The sequence below is a fragment of the Mycolicibacterium psychrotolerans genome, from assembly GCF_010729305.1.
GTDB lineage: Bacteria > Actinomycetota > Actinomycetes > Mycobacteriales > Mycobacteriaceae > Mycobacterium > Mycobacterium psychrotolerans.
Genome location: NZ_AP022574.1, coordinates 97,403 through 113,735, shown reverse-complemented (window position 1 = coordinate 113,735; position 16,333 = coordinate 97,403). Strand labels below are relative to the sequence as shown.

Annotated in this window: 13 protein-coding genes; 11 read left to right on the top strand and 2 right to left on the bottom strand. The window is 68.6% G+C overall.

What is annotated here, in order from left to right; translation table 11 throughout:
• The first annotated feature begins 52 nt into the window (after nt 1-52).
• From G6N45_RS00470 to G6N45_RS00455, 4 genes are all read left to right on the top strand, one after another.
• Nucleotides 53-1,240: a glycosyltransferase gene (locus G6N45_RS00470; protein ID WP_246228832.1), complete on the top strand. Its 1,188-nt coding sequence runs from the start codon at nt 53-55 to the stop codon at nt 1,238-1,240.
• Entirely contained in the window at nt 1,231-2,463 is a 1,233-nt protein-coding gene (locus G6N45_RS00465) for a fatty acid desaturase family protein (protein ID WP_163719764.1), read from the top strand. The genes G6N45_RS00470 and G6N45_RS00465 overlap by 10 nt, the downstream gene beginning before the upstream one ends.
• A 95-nt stretch (nt 2,464-2,558) precedes the next feature.
• Entirely contained in the window at nt 2,559-3,260 is a 702-nt protein-coding gene (locus G6N45_RS00460; RefSeq protein WP_163719762.1) for a GAF domain-containing protein, read from the top strand.
• 34 nt (nt 3,261-3,294) lie between these two features.
• Nucleotides 3,295-4,056, top strand: coding sequence for a GAF and ANTAR domain-containing protein (locus tag G6N45_RS00455; RefSeq protein ID WP_163719760.1), 762 nt, complete (start codon nt 3,295-3,297; stop codon nt 4,054-4,056).
• Here G6N45_RS00455 and G6N45_RS00450 read toward each other — a convergent pair.
• Nucleotides 4,053-4,844, bottom strand: coding sequence for a GAF and ANTAR domain-containing protein (locus G6N45_RS00450; protein ID WP_163719758.1), 792 nt, complete (start codon nt 4,842-4,844; stop codon nt 4,053-4,055). The genes G6N45_RS00455 and G6N45_RS00450 overlap by 4 nt on opposite strands.
• A 52-nt stretch (nt 4,845-4,896) precedes the next feature.
• Nucleotides 4,897-6,531, bottom strand: a complete 1,635-nt coding sequence (locus G6N45_RS00445) for a fatty acyl-AMP ligase (protein ID WP_163719756.1) — start codon at nt 6,529-6,531, stop codon at nt 4,897-4,899.
• Nucleotides 6,532-7,096: 565 nt separating this feature from the next.
• Between G6N45_RS00445 and G6N45_RS00440 the strand changes: the two genes are divergently transcribed.
• The 7 genes from G6N45_RS00440 to G6N45_RS00410 all read left to right on the top strand — a co-directional run bounded on the left by G6N45_RS00440 (nt 7,097) and on the right by G6N45_RS00410 (nt 16,307).
• Nucleotides 7,097-9,430, top strand: coding sequence for a S15 peptidase family protein (locus tag G6N45_RS00440; RefSeq protein ID WP_163719754.1), 2,334 nt, complete (start codon nt 7,097-7,099; stop codon nt 9,428-9,430).
• 122 nt (nt 9,431-9,552) lie between these two features.
• Nucleotides 9,553-10,395 (top strand): type IV toxin-antitoxin system AbiEi family antitoxin, encoded by an 843-nt coding sequence (locus G6N45_RS00435; RefSeq protein WP_163719752.1) that lies wholly within the window; start codon nt 9,553-9,555, stop codon nt 10,393-10,395.
• A gap of 89 nt (nt 10,396-10,484) precedes the next feature.
• Nucleotides 10,485-11,261, top strand: a complete 777-nt coding sequence (locus G6N45_RS00430; RefSeq protein WP_246228831.1) for a maleylpyruvate isomerase family mycothiol-dependent enzyme — start codon at nt 10,485-10,487, stop codon at nt 11,259-11,261.
• Nucleotides 11,258-11,959: a mycothiol-dependent nitroreductase Rv2466c family protein gene (locus G6N45_RS00425; RefSeq protein WP_163719748.1), complete on the top strand. Its 702-nt coding sequence runs from the start codon at nt 11,258-11,260 to the stop codon at nt 11,957-11,959. The genes G6N45_RS00430 and G6N45_RS00425 overlap by 4 nt, the downstream gene beginning before the upstream one ends.
• A gap of 30 nt (nt 11,960-11,989) precedes the next feature.
• Nucleotides 11,990-13,375, top strand: a complete 1,386-nt coding sequence (locus G6N45_RS00420; protein WP_163719746.1) for a WS/DGAT/MGAT family O-acyltransferase — start codon at nt 11,990-11,992, stop codon at nt 13,373-13,375.
• 72 nt (nt 13,376-13,447) lie between these two features.
• Nucleotides 13,448-14,950 carry a serine/threonine-protein kinase gene (locus tag G6N45_RS00415; RefSeq protein WP_163719744.1) on the top strand — a complete coding sequence of 501 codons (1,503 nt, stop codon included), beginning with the start codon at nt 13,448-13,450 and terminating at the stop codon, nt 14,948-14,950.
• 19 nt (nt 14,951-14,969) lie between these two features.
• A complete protein-coding gene (locus tag G6N45_RS00410) occupies nt 14,970-16,307 on the top strand; it encodes an MFS transporter (RefSeq protein WP_163719741.1) in 1,338 nt (445 codons plus the stop codon).
• The last annotated feature ends 26 nt before the right edge of the window (nt 16,308-16,333 follow it).

The following is a 16,333-nucleotide window of genomic DNA, read 5'->3' as shown; positions in this document are numbered from 1 at the left end:
AGGCGCACAACATTTTTTACCGATATCTGCACTACGGGACGGGCTGCTGATGATGTCCGCTTCACATGCACTGCCGATGTCGCGGCCGGTGCGCTTCGGAGTGCTCAGCACCTATGCGCCCACGCTGTGCGGGGTGGCCCGGTTCAGCGCCGGCCTGTCCGACGGGTTGCGCGCGCTGGGTAACGACGTCGACCTCGTGCGCATCGCCGACGGACCCGAGACCGAGTCTTCGGACGACGAGTTGGTCAACGGGTCGGCCACGTCGGTCGCGGCCTGCGCGGCCCGGCTGAATCGCAGCGACGTCGCGGTCATCCAGCACCAGTACGGCATCTACGGCGGCACTCACGGAGACGAGGTGCTGTCACTCATCGAGGCCCTGCAGGTTCCGTCGGTCGCCGTCGCGCACGAGATCCCCCAGCTCCCGCGGCCGCACGAGCGCTGGGTCCTGGAGCGCATCGTGGCCATGACCGACCGCGTGATCGTGATGTCGGCGGCCGCACGCGACCGGTTGTGCCGCGACTACGGGGTGGAGCCACGCAAGGTCGCTCTGATCCCGCACGGCGGAACCGTGTTCTCGGGCCCCCGACTCAAGCGGCCCAGCCGGCCCACCATCCTGACGTGGGGCATGCTCGCCCCTGGCAAGGGCATCGAGCGGGTCATCGACGTGATGAGCTCGCTGCAGAGCGTCGCGGGCCGTCCGCGGTACGTGGTGGTCGGTCAGACGGATCCCCGGGAAGCGGCCCTGCACGGCGACGCCTACCGCGAGGCGTGCATCGAGCGGGCCCGCCTCAACGGGGTCGCAGACTCGGTGTCGTTCGACCCCCGCTCGTACAACCGTGCATCGCTGACCGCGCTGATCCAGTCGTCGTCTGTGGTGGTGCTTCCCTACGACTCCACCGACCAGGTCTCCTCGGCGATTCTCGTGGAAGCCATCGCCAACGGCAGGCCCGTCGTCGCGACACCGTTCCCGCACGCCGTGGAGCTGCTGTCGGGCGGGGCGGGCATCCTGGTCGACCACGACGACTCCGACGCACTGGCCTCCGCGCTGCGCCAGATCCTGACTCAACCGCGGCTGGCCGGAGCGATGGCCGCCGAGGCGCGCCAGCTCGCTCCCGACTTCGCCTGGTCGGCGGTCGCCGGCGCGTACACCACCCTGGGCCAGCGCCTGGTGGCCGAGCGTGCCGTCGCCGAGATCGGCTCACCGTCCCCACAGATCGAAAGGACCCGCCCGTGGCGATAGCCGACGTTGCCGCCTACGCGCATCTGACCGACGCCGACATCGAAGCACTGGGCGCCGAATTCGACGCCATCAGGCGAGATGTCGAGGAGTCGCTGGGTGCCCGCGACGCCGCCTACATCCGGCGCACCATCCTGTTCCAGCGCGCTCTCGACGTCGCCTCCCGACTTGTCATCGGACTGAGCGGGTCGCGGACCGGGTGGCTGCTCGGCACCGCATCCCTCGCGTATGCCAAGAGCGTCGAGAACATGGAGATCGGCCACAACGTCGGTCACGGCCAATGGGATTGGATGAACGATCCCGAGATCCACTCCAGCACCTGGGAGTGGGACATGGTCGCGGTCTCGTCGCAGTGGAGGTACTCCCACAACTACCGCCATCACGTCTACACCAACATCATCGGGCACGACCACGACCTCGGCTTCGGCGTCATGCGCGTCACCCGCGACGAACCGTGGCAGCCGGCGCATCTGTTCCAGCCGCTGCGCAATGCGTTGCTGGCCGCGGTCTTCGAATGGGGTATCGCGTTTCAGGGTGTGCACTCCGAGCGGGACCGGCCGGTGTCGGACGGTGTACGCCGCTCGATGCTCGGACGCAAGGTCGCCCGGCAGGCGCTCAAGGACTACGTGGTGTTCCCTGCCCTGACGGTGAAGCGTTGGCGCAGAACGCTTGTCGCCGCGGGGGTGGCGAACCTGCTGCGCAACCTGTGGGCCTACGTCGTGATCTTCTGCGGCCACTTTCCGGACGGCGCGGAGAAATTCACCGCGGACGTCCTCGGCGAGGAGACCCGCGGTGAGTGGTATCTGCGGCAGATCCTCGGCACCGCGAACTTCAAGGCCGGCCGCGCGCTGGCGTTCTCCAGCGGCAACCTCTGCTATCAGATCGAGCACCACTGCTTTCCCGATCTGCCCAGCAACCGGTACGCCCAGATCGCCGTGCGGGTCCGCGAGGTGTGCGCGAAGTACGACCTGCCGTACACCACCGCGTCGCTGCCCCGTCAGTACCTGCTGACCCTGCGCACCATTCACAAGCTGGCCCTGCCCGACCGGTTCCTGATGGCGACGGCAGACGATGCCCCAGAAACCGCTTCGGAGAAGCGATTCCACGGTGGCGCGGCTGCGCTGCCCCCGGGTGAGCGGCAGGGCGGGCTCCGTTCCGCGCTTCGGGCCCGACAGGCCGCCCGTCGGCGTAATCTGAGCCTACGAGGCCGGCAACAGGGGATGTGAAGCCAGCCGTTCTCGAGGAACAGAGGCCAGACCGGATGAACCTATCGCCGCCCACGCCGGGACACACCCGCGTCGGGCTGATGGTCGGGTAGAGGTTGGCGCTGCGCGAACAACTCCTTGCCGCTGTGGGCGGCCGTCGCGGCGCCGAGGCCGCCGACCGGCTCTGCGAAGCGTGCGTGACGCTGCTCGACGTCGATGCCGCGGCCATCTCGCTGGTCTTCGACGGAGCAAGCACCGGAACACTGGGAGCCAGCGGCGGCGACGCCAGAGCTCTCGACGAACTCCAGTTCACCGTGGGCGAAGGGCCGTGCCTGCAGTCGGTCACGACCTGCTCGCCGGTGATGGTGCACGACCTCGCCGATCCGGCCGAACAGCGCTGGCCGGTGTACGGGCGGGCCATGCTCGACCTTCGGATCCGCGGCGTCTACGCGATGCCGGTGGTGGTTGCCGGCGAGTACGTCGGTGCGCTGGACCTGTTCCGGGTGAAGCCCGGCCGATTCGGCGCAGATCAGCTCGCCGGGGCCATCATCGCCGCCGAACTGGCCGGCATCCCGGTGCTCGACCTGCTCGACGCAGACCTGCATGCCGCCGTCACCGACCCGGACAGCACCGCATGGACCGAGTTGAACGCGCTGTCGCGCGCCGAGGTCAGCCAGGCCACCGGCATGGTCGTCGCGCAGTTGGGTATTGAACCTGCAGAGGCGTTGTTGCGCCTCCGCGCGCACGCCTACGCAGCCGGCCGTGCCGCCACCGAGGTGGCTCGCGACATCCTCGAACGCCGACTGCGGCTGGAGTGAGGGACGTGCGACAGGCACCGAAATGGAGGCTGACATGACAGAGACCCCGCGCGAGGAGGCCGTTCTCGATGCGGTGAACTCTCTCGTCGACAGTCTTCTCGTCGACTTCGACGTGGTGGACTTGCTGACCGAACTCACCGAACGCTCCGCGAACCTACTCGACGTCGCCGCGGCCGGCTTTCTGCTGGCCGACCCCTTCGATCGGCTGCATATTGTGGCCGCCACCACCCAGCAGGCCCGCGACCTGGAACTCTTCCAGCTGCAGACCGACCAGGGTCCCTGCGTCGACTGCTACACCACCGGCGCACCGGTATCGGTCGCCTACCTGGATGCCGCCGCCGAAGCGCGCTGGCCACGGTTCGTTCCGGAAGCGGTGGCCGAGGGCTTCGCCTCGGTGCACGCCGTGCCGATGCGTGCGGCCGGGCTCGTGCTCGGGGCTCTCGGATTGTTCGGCACGTCTCCCGGCCACCTCAACCATGCCGACCTGCTCGTGGCCCAGACGCTGGCGCACATCGCGTGCGTGACGATCCTGCAGGGGCAGGCTCCGACACCGTCGAGCGTGCTTCCGCAGTTGCGTGCCACCCTGGCCGGGCGCACCGTCGTGGAGCAGGCCAAGGGGCTGCTCCGCGAGGTGCTCGATGTCCCGGTGGAGGAGGCGTTCACGGTGCTGCGCGCGTACTCGCATGCGAACGGCCAACACCTGACCGACCTGGCTCGCCGGCTGATGAACGACCGCTACTCCCGCCCGGTGCTGATCGCCGAGATCACCCAATTCGCGCACGGCTCAGTGCGTTAGCTGCGGTGGCGGGCTCGGGCGCGGCGTACGGCTTCGTCCACCATCCGCTCGGCGAGCGTGACCAGTTTGACATTGTCCCGCTGACTCGTCTGCGCCAGCCGCTCGAATGCCTGCTCGGCGCTCGCGCCCGAGCGGCTGCGGATGATGCCGATCGCCTGGTCGATCACCGCTCGGTTGCCGAGTGCGCGCTGCAACTGCTCGGTACGCGCCCGCGCGGAGCTGAGCAGCTGGGCGTGATACACCGACACCGCGGCCGATCCGGCGAACTGGAGCCCGAGCGCGACGGCGTGCTCGCCGAACGCGTCGCGGGCCTTCGCGTAGGTGTTGATCGCGCCGATCACCTCACCGCCGACGATCAGCGGCAGGGACAGCGCCGAGTGCACGTCCATCCGGGCCACCCGGCCGCCGAAGTGTGGCCAGCGACTGTCGCAGCCCAAGGAGCCGCTGACCGCGACCCGTCCGGACATCATGGAGGTCAGGCACGGGCCCTCACGCAACTCGTCATACTGAACGCGGTCGATGACCTCGACGAAATCCGCTGTCGCCGTGACGGCGCGTACCTCGAACGGGGCGTGCAGCAGCGCGGTGCTCGCGCCGTCGACGTTCGGGATTGCGATCGCCGCGAAGTGCGCGACGTCGCCCAGCAATTCCGGCACCGTGCGGGCGTCGGCCACCAGTTCGGCTACTCCCCGCAGGCCGGCGAGCAGGTCGAGGTCGTCGGCTTCGCGTTGCGCGGTAGACGGTTCCACCGGTTCCTCACGCCCCGGCTGTGCGTCGTAGTCGGCCATCGTGTCTTCCGACGGTACTCGACTCGGGGGATGGGGAAAAGGCTTCTTTTTCTCAGCTGACCAGCGAAAGAGCGTGCGCGCGCCGAAGTTTGCCCGACGGAGTTTTGGGTATGGTTCCTGGTTCGAGTACCACCACGTTGCGGGGGCGGACGTCGACCTCGGCGAACACCTCGTGGGCGACTGCCCGCTCGACTCGGCGCACCGCGGCTTCGTCTCGGAAGTCTTTGCACTCCACCGCCACCGCGAAGGTCTCCCGCGAGAGCCCGGCATCGAGGCGTACCGCCACCGCGCAGCCTGGCCGCACACCCTCGACACGGCCCGCGGCGCGTTCGATGTCGGTCGGGTAGATGTTGCGGCCGGCCATGATGATGACGTCCTTGAGTCGGCCGCACACGACGATCTCGCCGGACTCGGTGACGTAGCCGAGGTCGCCAGTGTCGTACCAGCCCCGATCATCCTGTGCGGCAAGGAAGCCCGCGACGGTGGTGTAGCCCTTCGTCACCGGTTCACCGCGCACCTCGATCACCCCGACGCCGCGGGGCGGCAGCTCGCTGCCGTCCTCGTCGACGATGCGCAACTCGAGGCCGTCGAGCGGCTTGCCCAGCGACACCAGCCGGCGGGTGTGGCCTTTGGTGGCCGGCACCGCCCGGTGCAGCACGGCCAGCAGGTCGGCGTCGATCTCGTCGACGACCATGCCGCCGCCGCACTTCGAGAAGGACACCGCGACCGTGGTCTCGGCCATGCCGTAGGCCGGGATGATCGCCTCGGGCCGCAGCCCGAACGGTGCGCCCGCGTCGCACAGATCCTCGACGTCGAGCGGATCCACCTGCTCGGCGCCCGAGAGCGCCCAGCGCAGCGAGGACAGATCGAACGCACCAGGGACAGCTTGGCGGCGCAGACGCTTGGCCAGCAGGTTGTAGGCGAAGTTCGGCGCGGCGGTCATCGTGCCGCGATATTTGTCGATCAGCTTGGGCCACAACAAGATATCGCCCAGGAAATCCATCGGGGTGATCTTCACCAGCTCCGCGCCGTAGTACATCGGCACGGTCAGATAGCCGGTCATGCCCATGTCGTGGAAGCAGGGCAGCCAGCTCACGATCACGTCGGTGTCGACGTCGAAATCGCAGCCCACCGTCATCGCGGTGGCGTTGGCGACGATGTTGGCGTGGGTGATCTGCACGGCCTTGGGGGATCCCGTCGAACCGGAGGTCAGCTGCATCAGTGCGATGCTGTCGTCTCCTGTGTCGACAGGGTCGATCGGGGCGCAGCCCAGCAGGCCTTCGATGGTCAGCACGGTCATGCCCAATGACTCCAGCACCGGGGCGGCGGCCATGAACGGGTCGGAGATCACCACGGCGCGCGCTGCGATCATGGTGACCACCGCGGTGGTCTCCTCGGCCCAGCGCACCAGGTCGGTGCGAGGCGTTGGCTGGTGCACCATCGTCAGGCTCGCGCCACGCATCCAGATGCCCTGGGCGGTGGGTGCGATCTCGACTGGGGCGCCGGCCAGTACCGCGACGGCGTCGCCGGGCCCGATGCCCGCGGCAGCGAGGCCGCCTGCCACCCGGCGGGCGCGCTCGTGGACCTGCGCCCAGGTGTGGCGGACAGGTGCGTGCGGTTCGCCGGTGATCAGCCCTTTGGTGCTGGTGCGGGCGTTGGCGTACATGGTGTCGGTGAATAAGCTCATGACAGGCCCCTAAAAGCTTCAGGTCTGCGAAGGACGGTGAAGGTGTGTGAGGATGGCCGGCCCGCGCGGATGCCGCTGCGGGCCGCTACTGGTGGGGGTGTCGCTGGAGTTCGACGACCACCGGCCCGGAGCGGGCGGCGGTCACGCGTGACCTCCTTGGGGTCATTCCAGACGGTCCCCGGTCCGGTCGGAACGAGGGGCGGCATGTCGGACGCACCGACTGTACCGACACGAACGCCGATCAGTGCCAAAGCACGCCGAACGAGACGTACATCGCAGTAGCTGAAACTCAACTGTTATCCCTCGAGCACCGACATCGTTATTGGTCGGCTGACGTCGAGTCCGAGACTCAGGCGGGGATCAGATCGCCGCCGCGACGTTTCCGGGGGGCTGAGCTACCAACCCACGCCAACCCTACCGTGCCGCTTCGAGCCTTCGGTGATTTGCCGGGCGGCGTCGGGCCGGCTGCTGATTTCGAGGGTGATCGCCGGGATCGACGGCGATATCCGGCGCGATGGGCCGAACCCGCCACGGACATCGGACGCGACCGGTATTCATGGAGCCCATGGGTGCGGGGTCTTTCGTGGGTCGTGTCGGCGGGTTGGCGGTAGCACTCGGGATCGGAGCCGCGATCGTCGCGGGCGCAGGTGTAGCGGTCGCGGACGACGGGGGTTCCTCCTCGGAAACGGCGTCGACGTCGGTCTCGACGACGACGAAGACCGTTGCGGATTCCCGGCCGACCAGGCCCGCGGCGGAGGAAACGGACCAGGATAAGCCGGATGCGGGCACCAGGCCCGCCCGCAAACGGCACAAGCTGTCACTCGACAAACCCGCCGCGAAGGCGGACAAGGCCGACAAGGCCGACAAAGCCCCGAAGGCCGAGGCCGACGAACCGGACGCCGCACCCGAACCCGTCACCGAGCCTCAGGCTGCCCCCGAGGACACACCCACAGCCGTCGTCGGGAAACCGACAGCCGTGGCGGAGCCGGCGGCAGTCGAGGCCGAGGAGGACGAGCCGGATACGCCGGTCCGTGCCACGACCACGCTGTTCCACCGGCTCGCCGCCGAGCATGCGGACGTCGACGCCGATCAGGACCCCGCGCTGCCGGCGCTGGCCTCCCTGGTGATGTCGGTGGTGACAGCGGGCCGCGAGGCGACCAACGAGACGCCGACCAGCGTCGGCGACGTCACCACCACCAGTCGTGCGGACGGTTACCCGATCCCCACCGGCGTGACGGTCGAGGAGGTGCATCCGCCGCTGCTGTGGTTGCAGAAGATCCCGGTGGTCGGCACGTTCATCGTCACTCCGATCGTCTCGGCACTGCACGCGATTCCATTGGTCGGCGACTTCCTGCAGCCGATCATCGGATTCCCCATCGACCACTTCGCGCCTCCGGGTGCGCCGCAGGCGAAGAGCTACCGGGTGACGTCGTTCGACGGCACCGAGATCTTCGTGAACTTCATGCCGTCGCTCGTCTACGACGAGCTCGGCCAGGCGCCGACGGTGCTCGACGGGCCCGGCCTCGGGCTGCCCGGACCGACCACGCTGAATCTGCGCTACGACAGCCTCCTTCCGCACGACGTCATCGGCATCGGTCTGCTGCGCGAGCAGGGCTACAACGTGGTGTCCTGGGATCCGCGCGGCGAGTGGCGCTCGGGCGGACGCATGCAGTTGCAGTCACCCGACTACGAGGGCCGCGACATCTCGAGCATCATCAGCTGGCTCGCCGCCCGGCCCGACGTCGCGCTCGACGGCATCAACGACCCGAAGATCGGGATGGTCGGGGCGTCCTACGGCGGTGGCATCCAGTTGGCCACGGCGGCCATTGATCACCGGATCGACGCCATCGTCCCGACGATCGCGTGGAACAGCCTGACCGATGTGCTGTTCCCGCGGGAGGCGGTCCGCAGCGGCTGGGCCACCCTGCTGTCGTCGGTGCTGGTGCTCACGCTGTCCCGGCCGAACGAGCGGATCCTGCCCGCGGCGATCGGCGGCATCCTGTTCGGCACGGTCAAGCAGTCCGACATCGACCTGCTCAACGACCGCGGCTACGCCGACCAGCTCGGCGACATCACCACGCCGACGCTGCTGTTCCAGGGCACCGTGGACACGTTGTTCACGCTGGATCAGGCCGATGCGAACGCCAAAGCGCTCATCGCGGCCGGTACGACGACCAAGGTGGTGTGGTACTGCGGCGGGCACGGCGCCTGCGTGAGCACCCGCAACGACGGGCAACTCGTCATCGACCGGACGCTGGCCTGGCTCGACCACTACGTCAAGGACGACCCGACCGCCGACACCGGCCCGCAGTTCGAGTGGACCGACCAGAACGGCGAGTGGTACTCGTCGGACACCTACCCGGTCGCCACCACGGGCACTCCGCTGACCGGCGAACGCACCGACCCGAAGACCATCCCGTTCGTGCCGTTCATCGGAGGCTCGGGCCCGCAGCCGCGGGTCATCTTCAGTGGCCTGCTCGGCATCGTGCTCGGATTGCCCTCTGCCGCACCGGCACTCAACGCGGTCAACCTCGAGGTGCCCGCCGCGACGGAGGTGACCCACATCGTCGGCGCACCGGAACTCACGCTGACATACTCGGGAACCGGCACCGCCAGGCACGTCTACGCCCAGATCGTCGACGACAAGACGCGCCTGGTGCTCGGCAACCAGGCGACGCCGATCCCGGTGGTGCTGGACGGGCAGACGCACACCGTGACGTACTCGCTGGAGCAGGTCGCGCACACGCTGCAGCCGGGCCAGTCGGTGACCGTGCAGATCGTCACGTCCACCATCGACTTCCTGAACTTCTACTCGTGGGGCCGGATCGACGTCGAGGGCATGTCGGTGTCGTTGCCGACGCTGGCCGCCAACGCGGTGCAGGAGACCGTGGCGGCCTGACAATTCCGTTGAGACTGCGTTGGCGGCGCACATTTCGGCCGTTTCGCCGCCGTGGGCGCAGTCTCAACGCAGCCTGTGGATAGATTCAGCGGCGCTTCCCCTACGAATGCCACCCTTCCTGCATGGAGGGGGTCTTTCTCGGGACCGAGGCGCTGGCGAGTGGGGCACTCACGCGCCATCAATTGCGGACGAGGTACCGGCGGGTGCTGCCGGATGTCTATGTGCCCGCGCGTGCCGAGTTGACGTTGCGGCAACGCGCGGCGGCGGCGTGGCTGTGGTCGGGCAGGCAGGGCGTTGTGTCGGGACTCGCGGCGTCGGCGTTGTGGGGTGCCAGTTGGGTCGACGACGACGCTGTGATCGAGCTGAACTGGCCGAATCACCGCGCTCCACCGGGTGTCCTCACCCGCAACGACACCCTGCTCGACGACGAAATCGCCCTTCGGGGGCTGCCGGTCACGACGCCCGAGCGCACAGCGTTCGATCTGGCCAGGCAGGGCTCCGAGGTTCAGGCGGTCGCCCGGCTCGACGCGCTGGCCCGAGCTACGCATTTCAAGGGCGACGACGTGCGCCGGCTGGCGCAGCGGCATCCGCACGTCCGTCATCTGCGCCGCGTCGATCGGGTGCTGGGCTGGGTGGACGCCGGCGCCGAGTCGCCGCAGGAGTCGCGGGTGCGAATGATGTTGGTGCGCGCGGGCTATCCACGGCCCGCTACCCAGATCCCGGTGCTGGCGCCGGACGGCTATCCCCGCTACTACCTCGACATGGGGTGGGAGGCGCTGAATGTCGCCGTCGAGTACGACGGGCAGCACCATCGCGAGGACGACAAGACCTACCGCAAAGACATCATCCGGTTGGAGTATCTGGCGTCGGTCGGCTGGACCGTGGTCCGGGTGGTGAAAGACGACCGGCAGGCGGAGATTCTCCAGCGCGTGCAGCGCGCGGTGATCGCGCGCGGCGGGTTCTGACCCCCGTTGAGACTGCGTTGGCGGCGCACATTTCGGCCGTTTCGCCGCCGTGGGCGCAGTCTCAACGCTAGAGATGAAGCATGGGAAGCATGACGCGCACGCTCGACGACATCCGCCACGCCACCGAACACTGTTACGCCGCGATGGAAGCCCTCGCCGACGACCTGAGCGCCGCCGAGTGGCAGGCGCAGTCGCTGTGCCCGGACTGGACGGTGCGCGGCGTGTTCGACCACGTGGTGAGCATCGAAGCCGTGCTGGCCGGCTGGTGGCCCGAGACCGTCGAGCAGCTGCCGCCGTTCGAGCGGGCCGCCGAGTTCGTCGCCGATCCCGCGCCGTACCCGGAGAAGATGCGGGCGGTCTTCGACCTGCGCAGGCGTGACCTGGCGTCGATGACGGCCGGGGACCTGGACCGGCCGTCCTGGATGCCCGTCGGCCCCGGCACGCTGGGCCGGTTCCTGGCGATCCGTGTCTTCGACATCTGGGTGCACGAACGCGACGTCACCACCGCACTGGGCCGCGCCTCCGACGACGCCGGCATCGCCGCCGAACTGGCGCTCGACCAGGTCGAGAATTCGATCGGCTACATCGTCGGCAAGAAGGTGGGGCTGCCCGACGGCCGAAGCATCACGTTCGACCTGACCGGGCCGGTCACCCGACAGCTGCATGTCCGCGTCGACGGCAAAGCGAAGAAGGTCGACCACCTCGACGACCCGGACGTCGTCGTCACCACCGACTCGACGACGTTCATCCAGCTCGCGTCGGGCCGGATCGACCCGCAGGCCCAGATCGACGCGGGCACGGTGACTTGGAAGGGCGACGACGCGCTCGGCGACCGGGCCGCCCGCAACCTGAGGTTCACGATGTGACCGAGCGGCCGACCTCCGTCGACTTCCACTTCGACGTCATGTGCCCGTACGCGTATCAGACGTCGCGGTGGATCCGCGACGTGCGCGACCTGACCGGCCTCACCGTGAACTGGCGGTTCTTCAGTCTCGAGGAGATCAACCGCCTGGAAGGCAAGAAGCACCCGTGGGAACGGGAGTGGTCCTACGGCTGGTCGATGATGCGGATCGGCGCGCTGCTGCGCCGGCGGTCGATGGCCGACGTCGACGCCTGGTACGAGCGGGCGGCGCGGGCGCTGCACGTGGAGGGACACAAGCCGCACGAGAAGGCCGTCGCGCAACACCTGCTGCAGGACCTCGGCTTCGACCCCGGACTGGTCGACCAGGCCATCGCCGACCCGACGACCAGCGACGAGGTGATGGCCGACCACCAGCGCGTCGTCGACGCCGACGGCTACGGGGTGCCGACGCTGTTCTTTCCCGACGGGCAGTGCCTGTTCGGGCCGGTGCTCATCGATCCGCCGACGGGAGAGGCGGCGCTGCGGCTGTGGGACGCGGTGGTCGCGTGGACGGAGTTCCCGCACCTCTATGAATTGCAGCGGCCGAAGGCACCCGCAGACCAGCAGGCGATCGCGGAGACGTTCCGCCCGTACCTGGAGGCGCGGGACTGGGTGTCGATCAACCGGGGCAAGGTCGTCTCGTTCACCCCGCCGGGAGTTTGACGCCGCCGTCGAAGGGGGTACGTCGGACGGGTGGAACGGCTGGGTGGGCTTGACGCGGGTCTTCTGTACAGCGAGTCGGCCACCGTGCCGTTGCACGTGTGCTCGGTCGTCATGGTCGACACGTCGACGGTGCCGGGCGGCTTCACCTACGAGCGGTTCCAACACCACATCGGTGAGCGCATCCAGGCGCTGCCCGAACTGCGCGCCAAGCTGGGCGACAGCCAACTCAACCTCGACCATCCGGTGTGGGTGCCGGACAAGACCTTCGACCTCGACCGGCACCTGAACCGGATAGGCCTGCCGTCGCCCGGCGGCCGCGACGAGCTGGCCGAGGTGTGCGGGCACATCGCGTCGGTGCCGCTGGACCGCAGCAAGCCGCTGTGGGAGATGTGGGTGATCGAGGGGATCGACGGCGCGGCGCTGAAGGACGGCGGTCCGCTGGCGTTGATAATCAAGGTGCACCACGCGGCCGTCGACGGGGTGTCCGCGGCGAATCTGTTGGAGACGCTGTGCGATCTGGAGCCCGACGCGCCGCCACCGGCTCCCGTCGACGGCCCCGGTGACACGGCGCCGTGGGCGATCGCCGCCGACGGTCTCATACGGTTCGTGACGCGGCCGTGGCAGCTGACCCGGGTGGTTCCGGAGACCGCGGCGATGGTCGCCAAGACGGTCAACCGCGCGGTCACGGGCACCGCGATGGCCGCCCCGTTCTCGGCGCCGAGGACGCGGTTCAACGGCGAGCTGACCTCGGAACGCTCGATCGCGCTGGTGCAGCTGGACCTGGCCGACGTCAAGAAGGTCAAGAACGGCTGCGGCGTCAAGGTCAACGACGTGGTGATGGCGCTGTGCGCGGGTGCGCTGCGCGGTTATCTGTCCGATCGCGACGAGCTGCCGGCCAAGCCGCTGATCGCGGTGGTGCCGGCGTCGGTGCACGGCGAGTCGAACCGTCCGGGCCGCAATCAGCTCTCCGGGATGTTCAGCAATCTGCACACCGACATCGCGGATTCCCTGGAGCGGCTGCACGCGATCGCGGCCTCGAACCAGCGCGCCAAGGAGCACAGCGGGTCGTTGGGGCCGACGCTGCTGGTCGATCTGGCACAGCTGCTCTCGCGCGGCATGTACAGCTGGCTGCTGGGTGTGATGTCGCACACGCCGCTGACGCACACGGCGATCCACAACGTGGTGATCTCCAACGTGGCCGGCCCGCCGACGACGCTGTACAGCTGCGGTGCCGAGGTGACCGCGCTGTATCCGCTGGGGCCGATCTTCCACGGGTCCGGGTTGAACATCACGGTGATGTCGGTGGCCGACCGGCTCAACGTCGGCATAATCTCGTGCCCGCAATTGGTCGATGACCTGTGGGATCTGGCCGATCGCTTCGACGCCGAGCTGGGCGAATTGCTGCGCGGTTGCTGACCGGCAGTTAGGGAGCCGCTCGGAGCGGGAAGCCTATGCGGCGTGCCCGGCGACGAACGGAAAGGACTGCATGTGAGCTCCCCGAAGATCGGCACGCGGTTCGGACCCTACGAGCTGCAGTCGGTGATCGGGGTCGGGGGAATGGGTGAGGTCTACCGCGCCTACGACACCGCGCGCGAGCGCATGGTGGCGATCAAGCTGCTGCGGCCCGAGATGGCCGCCGACCCCAACTTCCAGGAGCGGTTCCGGCGGGAGTCGCGAATCGCGGCGCGGCTGCAGGAACCCCACGTCATCCCGGTACACAATTTCGGCGAGATCGACGGCGTGATGTACATCGACATGCGCCTGGTGGAAGGTCCCAGCCTCAAGCAGCTATTGCGCACCGAAGGTGCGCTGCAACCGCGGCGTGCGGTGTCGATCATCGGGCAGGTCGCCGCGGCTCTGGACGCCGCGCACGCCAACGGTCTGGTGCACCGCGACATCAAGCCTGAGAACGTGCTCCTGACGCCCGACGACTTCGCCTACCTGGTCGACTTCGGGATCGCGCACGGCGGCGGCGAGGCGACGGTGACGTCGACGGGTCTGGTCGTCGGGTCGTGTGCGTACATGGCGCCGGAGCGGTTCAGCGGGGATCGCGGCGGGCCGGCGTCGGACGTGTACTCGCTGGGGTGTCTGCTCTACGAGATGCTGACCGGCAGGGCGCCGTTCGAGGCGGCCGATGTGCGGCAGGTGATGAGCGCGCACATGTTCTCGGCCCCGCCGCGCCCGAGCATCATGCGGCGCGGCATCACCCGCGCGTTCGACGACGTCGTCGCCCGCGGCATGGCGAAGGCGCCGGCCGACCGGTACACCTCGGCCGGGGATCTGGCCCGCGCAGCGGGAGCGGCGGCCGAACACGCGCCCAGTGCCGCGCCGGTCGCCCCGGCGGCGCCGCCGTCGACGCGGCAGTTCTCCGCGGCGCATCCGACGCCGCCGCCGTACGCGCCGGCCCCGCCGCCTCCTCCCCAACGTCCCGCCCGGCGGTTCAGCCAGGGCCAGGTGGGGCTGATGGTGGCGACGATCGTGCTTCTCACCGCCGCGGTGGTGCTGGCGCTGGTGCTGGTCTTCAGCGGCGGAGACAGCGGCACCGCGCCGACGTCGCGGCTCGCCGCGCCACCACCGACGTCGTCGTCATCGTCGTCCGAAGCGACGTCCTCCGAGGAGACGACCACGTCGACGACGACCACCACCTCGACGGCGAGCGGTAAGCCGATCAAGGGCGTGTCGGGCACGGATTCCCAAGGCTTCGTTGGACATTCGGCACGCTGCGACCAAGGCAGCACACCGGCCGCGGCGATTCGCACGTCGCTGTCGCTGGCGGTGGTGTGCAAGTCGGGCGACAGCTACTACTACCGCGGGGAGCGGCTCAGCGATGGCGCGAGCCTCGAACTGCAGAACGCACAGCGCTCGGGCAGCGGCTTCACCGTCTCGAATCCTTCCGACGGCACCCGCTACGACGTGCAGCCGAACCAGTTGACGATTTCCAGCAGCCGGAGTGTCGATCCGGAGCCGGCTTTGGAGTACGGTTCGGGCTGACACAGGGGGAGGGACAACGATGACCACCACGACAGTGCCGCGGTCGAGCGCCGCCGAGACTCGGCGGGCGATCTGGAACACGATCCGCGGGTCATCGGGCAACCTCGTCGAGTGGTACGACGTCTACGTCTACACCGTGTTCGCAACGTATTTCGAGGGCCAGTTCTTCGAGGAGTCCGAGAAGAACTCGACGGTGTACGTGTACGCGATCTTCGCGATCACGTTCGTGATGCGGCCCGTCGGGTCGTGGTTCTTCGGCCGCTTCGCCGACCGGCGGGGCAGGCGGGCGGCGCTGACGGTGAGCGTGTCGCTGATGGCGCTGTGCTCCTTGGTGATTGCGGTGGTGCCGTCGCAGGCCGTGATCGGGATCGGTGCGCCGATCATCCTGGTCGTGGCGCGGCTGGTGCAGGGCTTCGCGACCGGCGGCGAGTACGGGACGTCCGCGACCTACATGTCGGAGGCGGCGACGCGGGAGCGGCGCGGGTTCTTCTCGTCGTTCCAGTACGTGACGCTGGTCGGCGGGCACGTGCTGGCGCAGTTCACGCTGCTGATCCTGCAGACGGTGCTCGACGACGACCAGCTGCGTGAATTCGGTTGGCGCATCGCGTTCGCCGTCGGCGGCGTCGCGGCGGTGGTGGTGTTCTGGCTGCGGCGCACGATGGACGAGTCGCTGTCCGAAGAGGTCATCGAGGCGACCAAGGCGGGGGAGGACCCGGGCGCCGGATCGATGCGGGCACTGTTCACGCAGTACTGGCGGCCGCTGCTGCTGTGCTTCCTGATCACGCTCGGCGGCACCGTCGCGTTCTACACCTACAGCGTCAACGCGCCGGCGATCGTCAAGACCGCGTACAAGGGCGAGGGCATGACGGCGACGTGGATCAACCTGACGGGGCTGATCTTCCTGATGCTGCTGCAGCCGGTGGGCGGGATCATCAGCGACCGGATCGGACGCAAGCCGATGCTGGTGTTCTTCGGGGTCGGCGGGCTGGTGTGGACCTATGTGCTCATCACGTACCTGCCCGAGACACGTTCGCCGCTGGCATCTTTCGCGCTCGTGGCGGTCAGCTACATCATCCTGACCGGATACACGTCGATCAACGCGCTGGTGAAGTCGGAGTTGTTCCCGGCGCATGTGCGGGCGCTCGGGGTGGGCGTCGGCTATGCGCTGGCGAACTCGATGTTCGGCGGGACCGCGCCGCTGATCTACCAGGCCGCCAAGGAACAGGATCAGGTGCCGCTGTTCATCGGCTACGTCACCGTGTGCATCGCGGTGTCGCTGGTGGTGTACGTGTTCTTCCTGCGCAACAAGGCCGATACGTATCTGGACCGGGAGCGGGGCTCGGCCTTCCGGGCGTGAGCTCCGGGCCCGAGTGTGGGCTTGTG

Excerpts from the sequence above, each read along its gene's own strand:
- G6N45_RS00455 (WP_163719760.1), top strand. The coding sequence starts at position 3,295 with ATGACAGAGACCCCGCGCGAGGAGGCCGTTCTCGATGCGGTGAACTCT.
- G6N45_RS00410 (WP_163719741.1), top strand. The coding sequence starts at position 14,970 with ATGACCACCACGACAGTGCCGCGGTCGAGCGCCGCCGAGACTCGGCGG.
- G6N45_RS00430 (WP_246228831.1), top strand. The coding sequence starts at position 10,485 with ATGACGCGCACGCTCGACGACATCCGCCACGCCACCGAACACTGTTAC.
- G6N45_RS00435 (WP_163719752.1), top strand. The coding sequence starts at position 9,553 with ATGGAGGGGGTCTTTCTCGGGACCGAGGCGCTGGCGAGTGGGGCACTC.
- G6N45_RS00470 (WP_246228832.1), top strand. The coding sequence starts at position 53 with ATGTCCGCTTCACATGCACTGCCGATGTCGCGGCCGGTGCGCTTCGGA.
- G6N45_RS00445 (WP_163719756.1), bottom strand. The coding sequence starts at position 6,531 with ATGAGCTTATTCACCGACACCATGTACGCCAACGCCCGCACCAGCACC.
- G6N45_RS00440 (WP_163719754.1), top strand. The coding sequence starts at position 7,097 with ATGGGTGCGGGGTCTTTCGTGGGTCGTGTCGGCGGGTTGGCGGTAGCA.
- G6N45_RS00450 (WP_163719758.1), bottom strand. The coding sequence starts at position 4,844 with ATGGCCGACTACGACGCACAGCCGGGGCGTGAGGAACCGGTGGAACCG.